Here is an 11,395-nt window from a genome sequence, read left to right on the forward strand (position 1 = left end):
TAGTCGTGTGGCAGTATCGCGGGATGTTTTATCCCGTGTTTGAGGTGCGGAATAATGAATATGCGGTGCTACCGGAGGTTGCTTTTAATAATTATGCTGCTGCACATATGTACGGTGATAGCCGAAACATTGGCATCGACCGAAGCAAGGCGCTGATTTTAAATATGGAGTGCGCAGGCAAGATGCTGTCATGACGGACACGCCGAATGTGATTAGTTGGCGTCTGTATTGGTCAGCACCGGAAGCGCGTCGCGACCAAGCGACCAAGCGATTAGCTATGGTGCGCCTAGCACAACGACAGTCGGTGCCGTATGCTGCAGACTATTATGGTGTTGCATACCCCACATTGCGACGGTGGTGTGCGGTGGTGAATAATGCACCAACTGGTGCAGCACTGCCCTCTCTACTACCGCAAAATGGTAATGCGGGCAGGCCAGCAACAACAGCAGTCAACGAAAAAATATGGGACTATCTTAAGGCGGATTATCTGCGGCTAGAAGCCCCGTCGCTATCGGCGTGTATTCGTCGCGCGAATAAGTATGCAGCGCGCAGAGAGCTATCACCGTTACCGAGCGAAGCAACCGTACGGAGGCGATTGACCGCTGAAATATCACCAAGTGCATTAGCGTTAGCGCGCGGAGGCGGCGAAGCCTTTGAAAAAACATATCCTTCGCAAACGCGTACGACTGCTGGGATGATGCCGCTGGATGCCGTCAACGGCGATGGTTTTAGGGTGAATGTGTTTGTGGAAACAGCAAGAAAAACTATCAAAAACAAAAATATCGTATGCCGCCCCGTACTGTGGGTGTGGCAGGATATTCGCACTCGAAAAATATTAGCGTGGCGGATCGCAGAGACCGAAAACGAGGAAATGATGCGGTTGAGTTTTGCTGATGTGTGCCGCCACCACGGCATACCCCAAAAAATATACCTAGATAATACACTCACCGCCGCCAACAAACGCATGACTGCGGGCGCACACATATCATCGGCAGCGCGGCGGCGACACACCGAGACAGACGATGAGCCGCTGGGCGTATTCGCGCAGCTGGGGTGTGAAGTACACAATACGCGGCTAGTCGAACACGCGCGCACCATCAGTGGCAAGCGCAAGCGCGGCGGCGCCGGGCAAAGCAAACCCGTAGAACGATTTTTTGGCACGTTGGATGATGAGCTGTGTCGCCACCCGTCAATGGCGGGGTATTACACCGGGCGAAATGCGATGGTTAAGCCAGCGAATTATGATTCCGGTCGTAGTGGTGTGCCGTGGGAACAATTTGTTGCGCATTGCAACACGATAATCAACGAAATAAATGCACGTTGCAACCGTCATATTGAGGGCTTGCAACGAGGTGAGTCGGTTGATGATTTTTATGCGCGCGAGATTTCCAATGTAGCGGTCAGACTAGCGACAGAAGAACAGCTGCGACTGCTATTGCGCCCGGCAGAAGTGGTGAAGGTGAGCGTGGATGGTACGATTACCCTACGCGCGGGACAGCTTGCAGGGGCGCGCAATAGATATTATGATGATGCGTTGTTGCGGATGGCTGGCAAGCGCGTCAGCGTTCGCTATGATCCACAACGCTTACACGAATCTGTGGCTGTATTTGATGTTGCTGGCGTCTTTGTGGCGGATGCAGTGTGTATGGTGCCGGCAGCATTCCAGAGCGCGAGCGCGGCAACCGCACACAATCGCGCACGGCAACAAGCACGGCGCGCTGCCGAAGAAGAATTGAACGCGCACAAGCGAGCAGCGCAAATAGTCAAGGCCGAAGCATATGCCAACCAAGACGGCGCAATCAATGCCAACCGGAAAAACATAAAAATCATCCGCATAGTCAGCACCGGCAAGCACAAGGATAACCGAGAAGCTATCCGGCGCGGCAAGGATTTGCTTGCTCGTGCCGCCGCGGGAGACAAAAAATGAAAACATCCCAACAACAAGCAATACTAAAAACACTAGAAGCTGGCGAGACATTAACGCCCCTAACCGCGCTCAATAAGTTCGGCTGTTTTCGGTTGGGCGCGCGCATATGTGAGTTGCGTGCGCAGGGACACAACATAACCACAGACAAACAACCAACCCAGAGTGGCGGTTATTTTGCCGAATATTCAATGAGAGGAATCAAATGACTGAATCATCATTTCCGGCGGCAGCAGTCGCTACGATGATCGCAGTGCGAGCATTATTAACCGAAGGCTATATTAGCCAAGCTAAGCTAGCACGGCGCGCGGGCGTATCCGCCACAACGATATCACGAATGTTGGACGGCACCTACATCGGTGACGCGGTCAAACAAGCAGCAAAGCTAGAAAATGTGCTCAAGGCGCTAGATAACGAACACCAGCACGACATACCCATTGGCGAATATGTGTCGCTAACCGCCAGCAACCGAATTATTAATTGCTTGGCGTCGGCGCACGCTACCGGAGATATTACAGTGATATATGGGCACGCGGGGCTGTCGCGGACGACTAGTGCGCGCCACTACGCCAAGACTCATGCGCCGGTATTCATGGTAACGATGTCACCGTGTGTGACGACACCGTTTGCGGTACTGCGGCGGTTGGCATCGGCAATGGAATTGGGAGATGCTGCGACGACTGCCGCACGGCTTGAAGAAGAGATTGTGGTCAAACTGACTGATATTGGTGCATTATTGATTGTGGACGAGGCGCATCATCTGACGCCGATTTTGATAGACACCATCAGAATAATCCACGATGCGACGGGTTGCGGGTTGGCGTTGATTGGCAATGCGCCACTGTGGGGGCGGATTAGCACCGGTAGCCGCATGGGGCAATTGGTATCGCGCGCCGGCACGCCGCACAAAACGAATACTGCATCACCGGACGATGTCAAGCTGTTATTACACGCGTTAGTCCCAGAAGCAGAAGAAAAAATGGAAAAAGTAGCGGTTAATATTTCACGCCGCCCGGGTCGCTTGCGGGCGGTAACAAAAGCAATCAATATATGCCGCCGGGCAACACGTGACGGTAGCAAAATAACGGCAGAAATGCTGGGTGATGCCGATGCCGCAAGATCATCAGGAGGAGATGAAGATGCCGAATGACATCATGATATGGGTATCTGCTGTCGTCTTTATGGTTTTCTTGTGGGCGATGTTGTTGATTGGTTTTTCATTTTGATTATGTGGATTATAGGCATGACGATATGGTGCATAGTCATTCACGTGGCGTCGGCAGTCATGTATCAATATCAACAAACAGCAAAAAAAAATCAAAGGGTTGGTGTGGTGTGTCTAGCGGTATCTTGGATTTCAGGCATCGGGGCGATAGCACTAACGTTTATAGGGTGGTTATTGCTTTTGTCGATGGAAAGGATGATATGAATAATACACGGAATTACTGGATTAAGCTGGCGCATGTACACCCACGCAGATTGGGTTGGAATGACGACACCCGCCGCGGCATCATGCAGCAGCGATATGGTGTGGAGAGCACGGCAAAGTTACCACTGGATAAACTACGCGACTGGGTGAGCTACTTATATCACCAAGTCCAAAAAATACCGACCAAGAGTGAGAGCGATTTTGCTGCAAAACAAAAACAAATAGCGAAAATTCACGCTCAATGTAAAGCAATGAATCTGCCATTATCCTATGCCAATACAATCGCCAAGAACCAACACGGGATTGATTATCTAGAGTGGCTATCGCCCGCACAACTCAGAGGGGTGATTGCGGCGTTAGCATACCACCAGCAACGGAGGAAAAGAAAATGAATAATAAAAGATACCTCGCACTCATTATAGGGATGGCGACGTGTGCAGCGGTGACGGCGAGCGACCAGATTGTTATCCCCGCTATATTGGTAAAGGACGGCGATACCATTCGCGCCGGTAGTGGATACGGCGCACATCATGTGCGCTTGTGTGCGATTGACACGCCAGAAAAAGACCAACCACACGGGGCAGAAGCGACAGCAGCACTGGCCGCTATGCTATTGAGCGGTGACCCGCTACGGATAGTATTCACCGGCAGTGCAGCGTGGGGTCGAGTGAATGGGCTAATTATCGGCGACGATCCAAAATACATAAATCTGCAGATGGTCAAAGATGGGCATGCATGGGCAGCACGTGACATATATGCTGACGATTGCGGGCAATTACTACCGCCGGAAGTATTACAAGCGGCAGAAGACGAAGCACGCGCTGCCAAACGCGGTCTGTGGACATTACCCAACCCCATTAGGCCCAGTGAATGGCGTAAAAAGTAACCAACATAACAGGAGCAAAACATGAACCACGAACACCACATCAACCAATTAGCTGAAGCGCACAACCAGAATATTATTGCGCTAGCCACCCTCGGCAGTAAAATAGAAGCCGCCGAAGCCAAAGTGCGAGAAGCAAAAAAAACAGACTTAGATAAATTGCTGCGAGCAGAAATAGAAACCCGAGTGGCACTATATAACGCTATTGTGGATAGTGATCCATCGCTGTGGCAATCCAAAAAAACACGGTCAGTCGGCGCAATTAAATATGGTCTACAAAAAGAACGTACGACAATCAACATCCCCGACGAAATCGCAACCATAGCTAAGTTACGCGAGATTTACGGGATTGACGCCAAGCGTTTTATTAACATCATTGAAAAAATAAAAAAGACAGCAGTGCATGATTTACCTGACGATGAAGCTAAGTCAGCAGGTATCAAAGTACAGCTTGGTGACGAAAATGCCATTTTCGTAAAAACGACTATTACCCTCCCCAATGTTATCAAGCAAATAATGGCTGATGGCTGGACTGACAGCGAAAATGCCTGATATTAAAGATAATATATTCTTGCGTGTGTTGACCGACCATCTGTCGCCGCAGCAGGCATATGATGTATCTATCTACGTAGGCAAACAGATGGGCGGTGCGCGGTTCTGGGTATCGAGTCAAGGAGCATCGCAATGCCCCACGGCGCAAAGGTTCATTAGAACACTACGGCGCGGGCTAATCCAGAACGGAATCCCACCCAAACTAACAGACCAGATAATTGCATCAATCAATGCAGTGACCCCCATGATATATGTGCCGACTAGCGGGCTAGGCCCCGTTACGAACAGCACAGCTGGGCAGAGAGCAATATAATATTGTGTACAACGACACCCAAGTATTTCCTTCCTGCAGCGAGAATTGTAGATATTCTTTTGACTTATTATTGATTTTTTAATAAAAAAAGAGAGAGAAAATGAAAATAGAAATTTTATTGGGTGATATAAATATCTAATTTCTACTGCAATAAATTATGCAAAGTAATGGCATCTATCAGCTAATGATGCCGCGCCGTTACGACTAAGCTACGTAGCCGATTTCCGTAAAAAAAACACCATAATGGAAGCATGAGATTTCCACAATTTACCGACTATGAGGCAAGCGAATGGATCGCGCGCCGACTAAAAGAAGAAAAAATAAATTCTGCAACCAAGCTGGATAGTGGCGATATCGCCGACTGGTCTACTAGCCAACATGTCGGTGAGGTCAGCTCAGCCACGTCAATGAAGCGAGTGTTGGGTGATGTTCGGATAGAAGCGATCGAGAATGACCGCATGCCGAATATTACCTTTTATCGCGGTGAAGGAGAGACAGAAGCCCAAGTGATAGCCGCAGCCAAACTAGCGGAAAAAGACTTAGCAATGGGGCGAGTGAGTGGAGGCTTTCCGTTCGTGATGGTGATTGTTGGATCGCACGAAGAGGGCTGTCGGCTGGCTACTGTTGCCGATGCTGAATCATTCACAGAGAGCGGAAAATGACAAAACTAACGTGTATGATGGGATTAACAATATTACTGAGTGGTTGCGCTATCACGCATGATGGTGATGCGCTGAGTATTCCCGCTGATGTGCAAACCAATGCCGAAGCGCGTGCTGATTATTGCGCTAACCGCGCGCAATTCAAAAACCAAATGACAATATTAGAAGCGCTTGCTAATGGTGTCGCTATACCAGCATCAGCAGTAGGCGTACCGGTTGGTGCGTTATTAGGCGTGGTTGGCAGCAGCAAGGTAGCACTCAAGCCAGCGACCGAAGCCGCCGATACACTGTGCGCTGATGAATGGGCGGGGTAATGGATGCGGCTATGCAATACGCATTCCCGGAGCATCCGCTCGTAATATCCATTAATCATGCCTCGCAAGATAAGGCATACATTAATCTGTATCCGTTTAATATTGTAATACCTGACATCGGCAAGATAACGCTGCCGGGGTTATTCATCTCTGACGGGATGTCAATCCCTGATTTCGCCCAAATGAGCATTCAAGGGGAGGATGGAATAGTGGCAGGGCATATTCATGATATGTTGTATTCACATGGGTTTCCCGCGCGGCTGGCAGCAGAGTACCCTAATGCACCGACATGGACGCGCGAGCAAGCGGACCAAGCACTACTGGATTACATAAATCAACACTGCCCGGGAATCAGTAAAATTGAGTCGTGGATAGCGCAGCGTGCCGTGCAGATATTCGGCGAGAGATATTTCCAAGCACAAAAAAACGACATATGGCGTCGGCGAATAGCAGATAACCTCGGCGGCATATCGGGCAATGGTTGCGGCGTGGAGTACCCGCAACCATTGCCCGGAGATGTGTACAAAATCAGATACGGCAATAGATATAGAGGGCAAGGGTAATGGTCGAATGGACCGAAGCCGTAATAACTATATTAGTTGCCGTTGGTGCGGCAATTATTACGGTGGCAAAATTCATTTCAGGTGCCAAGCGGGCGGAGAGGTCTGCAATACGTGCGCACGAGCGCATTGACGAAATGGCTGAAAAAATTACCGAAACGCAAAAAGAAACACGCGAAGAAATCAAAGCAAGCTTCACGCGTGTGCATAATCGGCTTGACCGCATGATGGAGCACATCAGCAATATTAAACAGTGACATGGCCAAAGGTAGCATAGTAAGAAAAAAATTACCTGCTCATGTTCGCGAAGAACTTGAGAAACAGCTAGTTAAGCATGGATTCGCCGATTATACGGAGCTTGTTGAATGGCTTAAAAAAACACACGGCTATACGATTAGTCGTGCTGCGCTCCACCGATTCGGACAGAAACTAGAAGAACGCATTAAAAAAATATCGGACATAACCGAAATAGCTAAGGCGCTAGGGCGTGCCTCTAACGATAACGAAGAAGAGTTAACCATAGCGACCAGCAGGTTAATATCCGCAGAGCTGTTTAATAATCTAATTAAAAATAAAGAATTATCCACAGCCGAATTAAAAGAAGCCGCCCAAAGCATATCTGTTCTACTCCGCAGCAAGGTTGGGCTGCTAGATTACCAACGAAAAGTACAAAACAATATAACCTCGGCACAAAACCAAGCAGAAAAACTTGTATCATCGGCGGGACTATCACCGGACAAGATAAAATTGTTGCGCGGCATAATTGCCGGTATTACTTGATGGCTTTTTCCGCTCCCGCATACGAGCGCAGCTCTCCCATATCAGATATTCCGCTGCTGGCATATCAGCGCGTATATGAAGCACTTAAAAAAAAGAATCAAATAATAGTATGGCTTAAGAGTCGGCGAATTGGCGCATCATGGGCTGATGCCGGGCTGGCAACGCTCAACATTGCCGCAGCGGGGACGGGCCATCATTACTACCAAGCATATAACAAGGATATGACGCGCCAGTACATATCCGACGCAAAAAATTGGGCAAAAAAATTCCAAATCGCAATGGGCGATATTCAGATCAACGATGCCGACAAAGATAATCTGACGTTTGAGGTTCGGTGCGCAAGCGGTCGCCGCATCGAAGCACTCTCAGCTAATCCGGCAGCATTTCGGTCAAAAGGTGCCCCCGGGGATTCGTTCACTGTTGACGAATGTCGTGATATTGCTGGCTTTATCGACATACTAGAAGCTATAACGCCAGTCATCATATGGGGCTCGCATATATCATTCATGTCATCAGCTGCGCGTGTGACACATCCATTTACAGAAGTCATTGCCGACATTCAGAGTGGAAAGAGAAAAGGATGGGCGCTACTCAAGACGACATTCCTCGATGCAATGAAGGATGGGCTGTACCGCCGCATCTGCCAAATAAACAAAAAAAATTGGGCTGTGAAAGAAGAAGAAGGTTTTTATTATCGTGTTATTGGCGAAGTAGAAAATCCAGCACAAGAGTTATTTTGTATCCCCGGAGAATCCAGTGGAGCATGGATGACGACAGCACTCATCGAAGCGCGGACTGATGCAGCACTACCGTTGTTACGCTGGGCAACGCCGGATGGCGTCTCTCCAACCGAGTTTACCTTTTGGCCGGAGCGCGCTCGCGAAGCAGAAATAAACCAGTTTTTTGTTTCGGTTGTGATGCCGGCACTGGTATCAGTGGGGCGCGAACAGCGGGGCTTTTTGGGTTGGGACTTTGGCCGCAGTGGCGACAAGTCCAGCATTGCGGTAATGTTTCTTATGCCGACTATGTTGCGGCGAGCGATTATTATTGAGTTGGCGGGGTGTCCATTTCGCCAGCAGGAGCAGCTGGGCAATCTCATGATTGAGTGGCTGGTTGATAATGGCGGCTTCGGTAGTGCGCAATGTGATGCGCGCGGCATTGGTAATCCTACATCAGAAGCACTACAACAGAAATGGGGTGAGAACGCAATTGTCGCCAACCAAACAAGCGCGCGATGGTACGACAACAACATGCCACCGCTCAAACAAGCATTCGAGGATGGCGCGATTGCGATACCGCGGCAGGTAGACATAATCAACGATTTACGGTCGGTTGAGGTGATCAACGGAACACCCAAACCGCCGGACGGCCGAATAAAAGGCACGGACGGCATCCAGCGGCACTGTGACTCGGCTGTTGCGCTGGCACTGGCTTATGCCGCAACGCGAAACGATGCCGGTGCATTGGAGTGGGAAGAGGTAATCCCGCACGACCCATTCCGTGAACAAATAATTGCCTATGGCAAGGGAGACGTATGATTAATTGGCTGATTAAGAATTTACCGGCGGGGCGCAGCAGCGAGGAATTAGTGCTGCCACAACCCATGCCTAAAAAAGAAAATTTAACCGACGAACAAGCAACCATCAATAGCGACCCGTATTACGCACCGACGGCTGGAGTCATTGATATTGACGAACACGATGACATTATTAAAAATCAATCTCCAACACAAAAGTTGAAAATATATCGTAAGTGTGAGCAAGATATACGCATAGCTAGTATGCTGGATATCCGCAAGCGAGGATTACTCACCAATGGCTGGAGCGTAGTGCCAGGAGGAGATGCTCCGGCGGATATACGTGCCGCCAAATTGTGTGATAAATGGCTAGCTGGGATTGATGCCGAGACGCTATTTAACAACATGCTGGACAGCACGCTATATGGGTTGAGCGTGATTGAATTAATCTGGGCAACAGACGGAGGTCACTGGCTCCCGCGAGAAGCGCGTAGTAAGCCGCCATGGCGATTTGTTTTTGATACGCAATTTCGGTTGCGTGTGTTGACGTGGGCGGATACCTATTACGGTGACCCTACCCTCCCCGCTAAATTTTTGGTGACCGTCCGCGAACGCTCAAATGACAATCCATACGGCAAAGGGCTGGGTATCCGACTGTACTGGGCGCAGCTATTTCGCCGTTATTGTATGCAGTTTTGGGCGCGGTATGGAGATAGGTTTGGTACGCCGTATGTCGTAGGAACGTACCCGGGCACAGCCAAGCAAAGCGAGCGAACATTATTCAGGCGGATGTTGGCTTCGTTGCGCCGAGACACGGCGTTAATGAAACAAGAAGGATTCCAAGTTGAATTTGCCAATGCGGGTAGCGGCGGGTCCGCCCAAACAGATTTTTATAAAAACTGGAAAATGGCAATAGATGAAGATATTGCGGTGTGCGTGCTCGGCAATACACTAACCACAACGATGTCAGGGTCGTCTGGGTCACGTGCCGCCGGCGAAGTTCATGAGAGGGTGAGCCAAGCTGCCATGACTGAAGACGCGCACAGAATACAGACTGCACTACGCCGTCAGGCATTTAAGTGGATTACACATTACAACATTGATGACAATGCCAAGGTGCCGATGCTGCACTTTGACATGCCGGCGTTGGGCGCGCAAATCCAACGGGCAGAACGCGATGCGATGTTACTGGCGCAGGGCGTACGCCCCGCCAATCCAGAACAATACTACCGTGAGAGATTCGGGGTTCAGATTGACGGCAATTTCTATCATAAGAATTCCGATGAGATGCCGACCACGCCAGAGCTAACGGCTAACTTTGCGGCAGAGGAATTAAACAATCGCCGCAACCAAGCAATAAAAATAATAAACGATATAGATGAGACGGCGACCGGCCATGCTGCTGAAGCATGGAAAGAATTACAGGCGTTTGCGCTCGAGCAGCTTGACGCCGCGCAAAATGCAGAAGAACTGGAAGCCATTATTGATGCAGTTGCCAGTGCAGCAGGTAACACGCCGATGAGTGAGAAGCTAGAAGCGTTGATGGTGTCGGGGATGGCGGCAGGCGAGGTAGGCAAGGTAGATTGATGGACATAGTCCTCCCCACTGCTGCGTTGAGATATTTACGCGCGCGGGGGGTCAGTATTAACAGCGGTGAATTTAAGCGGAGGTATGGTCAGTTGCGCGACGTAGCATTTACTGTTGCACAGGTATCAAAAATCAGCACACTAACCAAACTGAATGATAGTCTGATTGATGCCGCCGCCAAAGGCCAAGGATTTAATGAATGGCGAGCCGGAATTCAGGTACAAGTAGCCGCCAGCAAGATACCCGCCATCATAAAAAAGCCCCCCACCAATATAAAAGATAAAAAATATCAGTGGGCAGAGTATATGGACACTCACAGCTGGGCAGGCTGCGATGGAACCTAAATGACAATTAAGATAGACGATCGCGCGATTAAGAGCTATATCCGCGGGCTGAAAAATATAATAACCGCCGACATGCTTGATACTATCGGACGCACAGTGCAGACGCGTGTCGTGCGAACATTTCTCAATGAGACCGATCCATACGGGCAGCGTTGGCAACCGCTCAAGCGGCCGCGGCGAAGACAAGGGCGAGCCAGCAGGACTGATAAGGTGCTGAGTGATACCGACACTCTGCGGCGTAGTATTAACTACGTCATTAATGTCGCGCAGAAGAATGTTCGAATTGGTGCGGGTATGACCTATGTGCGACACCAGCATGGCACGCTGAGACGTAATCTCGTCGCTCGTCGCTTCATGCCGATAATCAACAATACAGCAGCATTACCGGCTTCTTGGCAGCGGGCAATACAACAAGCAGCCGAGCGGTCATTAAAAAATAAAGTAATACCAAAATAAAACCACCAACAAAACCGTTGCAAGTGCGTTGCATTTTGCGCGCACCGCGATAAAAATCACTTTACGGGCGGTCGC

General features: G+C 49.6%; 15 protein-coding genes. All 15 read left to right on the plus strand.

What is annotated here, in order from left to right:
- Positions 1–190 precede the first annotated feature (190 nt).
- The 15 genes from NQX30_05520 (at position 191) to NQX30_05590 (ending at position 11,320) form a co-directional block, all read left to right on the plus strand.
- Positions 191–1,927 (plus strand): Mu transposase C-terminal domain-containing protein, encoded by a 1,737-nt coding sequence (locus NQX30_05520; GenBank protein ID MDM5147825.1) that lies wholly within the window; start codon positions 191–193, stop codon positions 1,925–1,927.
- Positions 1,924–2,133 carry a helix-turn-helix domain-containing protein gene (locus NQX30_05525; GenBank protein MDM5147826.1) on the plus strand — a complete coding sequence of 70 codons (210 nt, stop codon included), beginning with the start codon at positions 1,924–1,926 and terminating at the stop codon, positions 2,131–2,133. The genes NQX30_05520 and NQX30_05525 overlap by 4 nt, the downstream gene beginning before the upstream one ends.
- Complete coding sequence (locus NQX30_05530; protein ID MDM5147827.1) at positions 2,130–3,074, plus strand: AAA family ATPase; 945 nt, start codon at positions 2,130–2,132, stop codon at positions 3,072–3,074. Before NQX30_05525 ends, NQX30_05530 begins: the two co-directional genes overlap by 4 nt.
- Positions 3,075–3,349: 275 nt before the next feature.
- On the plus strand, positions 3,350–3,745 hold the full coding sequence (locus NQX30_05535; protein ID MDM5147828.1) for a regulatory protein GemA: 396 nt from the start codon (positions 3,350–3,352) through the stop codon (positions 3,743–3,745).
- On the plus strand, positions 3,742–4,239 hold the full coding sequence (locus NQX30_05540) for a thermonuclease family protein (protein MDM5147829.1): 498 nt from the start codon (positions 3,742–3,744) through the stop codon (positions 4,237–4,239). The genes NQX30_05535 and NQX30_05540 overlap by 4 nt, the downstream gene beginning before the upstream one ends.
- 21 nt (positions 4,240–4,260) lie before the next feature.
- Complete coding sequence (locus NQX30_05545) at positions 4,261–4,788, plus strand: host-nuclease inhibitor Gam family protein (GenBank protein MDM5147830.1); 528 nt, start codon at positions 4,261–4,263, stop codon at positions 4,786–4,788.
- 564 nt (positions 4,789–5,352) lie between these two features.
- Positions 5,353–5,763, plus strand: a complete 411-nt coding sequence (locus NQX30_05550) for a hypothetical protein (GenBank protein MDM5147831.1) — start codon at positions 5,353–5,355, stop codon at positions 5,761–5,763.
- Positions 5,760–6,077, plus strand: coding sequence for a hypothetical protein (locus tag NQX30_05555; protein ID MDM5147832.1), 318 nt, complete (start codon positions 5,760–5,762; stop codon positions 6,075–6,077). Before NQX30_05550 ends, NQX30_05555 begins: the two co-directional genes overlap by 4 nt.
- 11 nt (positions 6,078–6,088) lie before the next feature.
- Positions 6,089–6,640 (plus strand): hypothetical protein, encoded by a 552-nt coding sequence (locus NQX30_05560; GenBank protein ID MDM5147833.1) that lies wholly within the window; start codon positions 6,089–6,091, stop codon positions 6,638–6,640.
- Positions 6,640–6,894 carry a hypothetical protein gene (locus NQX30_05565; GenBank protein MDM5147834.1) on the plus strand — a complete coding sequence of 85 codons (255 nt, stop codon included), beginning with the start codon at positions 6,640–6,642 and terminating at the stop codon, positions 6,892–6,894. Before NQX30_05560 ends, NQX30_05565 begins: the two co-directional genes overlap by 1 nt.
- Position 6,895: 1 nt before the next feature.
- Positions 6,896–7,417: a DUF3486 family protein gene (locus NQX30_05570; GenBank protein MDM5147835.1), complete on the plus strand. Its 522-nt coding sequence runs from the start codon at positions 6,896–6,898 to the stop codon at positions 7,415–7,417.
- Entirely contained in the window at positions 7,417–8,955 is a 1,539-nt protein-coding gene (locus NQX30_05575; protein MDM5147836.1) for a hypothetical protein, read from the plus strand. Before NQX30_05570 ends, NQX30_05575 begins: the two co-directional genes overlap by 1 nt.
- Positions 8,952–10,520: a DUF935 domain-containing protein gene (locus tag NQX30_05580; protein ID MDM5147837.1), complete on the plus strand. Its 1,569-nt coding sequence runs from the start codon at positions 8,952–8,954 to the stop codon at positions 10,518–10,520. Before NQX30_05575 ends, NQX30_05580 begins: the two co-directional genes overlap by 4 nt.
- A complete protein-coding gene (locus tag NQX30_05585) occupies positions 10,520–10,864 on the plus strand; it encodes a hypothetical protein (protein MDM5147838.1) in 345 nt (114 codons plus the stop codon). The genes NQX30_05580 and NQX30_05585 overlap by 1 nt, the downstream gene beginning before the upstream one ends.
- Positions 10,865–11,320 (plus strand): phage virion morphogenesis protein, encoded by a 456-nt coding sequence (locus tag NQX30_05590; protein MDM5147839.1) that lies wholly within the window; start codon positions 10,865–10,867, stop codon positions 11,318–11,320.
- Positions 11,321–11,395: the final 75 nt, after the last annotated feature.

The sequence above is a fragment of the Candidatus Persebacteraceae bacterium Df01 genome (genome assembly GCA_030386295.1).
Taxonomy (GTDB): Bacteria; Pseudomonadota; Gammaproteobacteria; order Tethybacterales; family Persebacteraceae; genus Doriopsillibacter; species Doriopsillibacter californiensis.

What these genes read in the sequence shown, in the direction of transcription:
- NQX30_05580 (MDM5147837.1), top strand. Translation starts at nt 8,952, where the DNA reads ATGATTAATTGGCTGATTAAGAATTTACCGGCGGGGCGCAGCAGCGAG.
- NQX30_05545 (MDM5147830.1), top strand. Translation starts at nt 4,261, where the DNA reads ATGAACCACGAACACCACATCAACCAATTAGCTGAAGCGCACAACCAG.
- NQX30_05555 (MDM5147832.1), top strand. Translation starts at nt 5,760, where the DNA reads ATGACAAAACTAACGTGTATGATGGGATTAACAATATTACTGAGTGGT.
- NQX30_05540 (MDM5147829.1), top strand. Translation starts at nt 3,742, where the DNA reads ATGAATAATAAAAGATACCTCGCACTCATTATAGGGATGGCGACGTGT.
- NQX30_05550 (MDM5147831.1), top strand. Translation starts at nt 5,353, where the DNA reads ATGAGATTTCCACAATTTACCGACTATGAGGCAAGCGAATGGATCGCG.
- NQX30_05520 (MDM5147825.1), top strand. Translation starts at nt 191, where the DNA reads ATGACGGACACGCCGAATGTGATTAGTTGGCGTCTGTATTGGTCAGCA.
- NQX30_05575 (MDM5147836.1), top strand. Translation starts at nt 7,417, where the DNA reads ATGGCTTTTTCCGCTCCCGCATACGAGCGCAGCTCTCCCATATCAGAT.
- NQX30_05570 (MDM5147835.1), top strand. Translation starts at nt 6,896, where the DNA reads ATGGCCAAAGGTAGCATAGTAAGAAAAAAATTACCTGCTCATGTTCGC.
- NQX30_05585 (MDM5147838.1), top strand. Translation starts at nt 10,520, where the DNA reads ATGGACATAGTCCTCCCCACTGCTGCGTTGAGATATTTACGCGCGCGG.
- NQX30_05560 (MDM5147833.1), top strand. Translation starts at nt 6,089, where the DNA reads ATGCAATACGCATTCCCGGAGCATCCGCTCGTAATATCCATTAATCAT.
- NQX30_05525 (MDM5147826.1), top strand. Translation starts at nt 1,924, where the DNA reads ATGAAAACATCCCAACAACAAGCAATACTAAAAACACTAGAAGCTGGC.
- NQX30_05565 (MDM5147834.1), top strand. Translation starts at nt 6,640, where the DNA reads ATGGTCGAATGGACCGAAGCCGTAATAACTATATTAGTTGCCGTTGGT.
- NQX30_05530 (MDM5147827.1), top strand. Translation starts at nt 2,130, where the DNA reads ATGACTGAATCATCATTTCCGGCGGCAGCAGTCGCTACGATGATCGCA.
- NQX30_05590 (MDM5147839.1), top strand. Translation starts at nt 10,865, where the DNA reads ATGACAATTAAGATAGACGATCGCGCGATTAAGAGCTATATCCGCGGG.
- NQX30_05535 (MDM5147828.1), top strand. Translation starts at nt 3,350, where the DNA reads ATGAATAATACACGGAATTACTGGATTAAGCTGGCGCATGTACACCCA.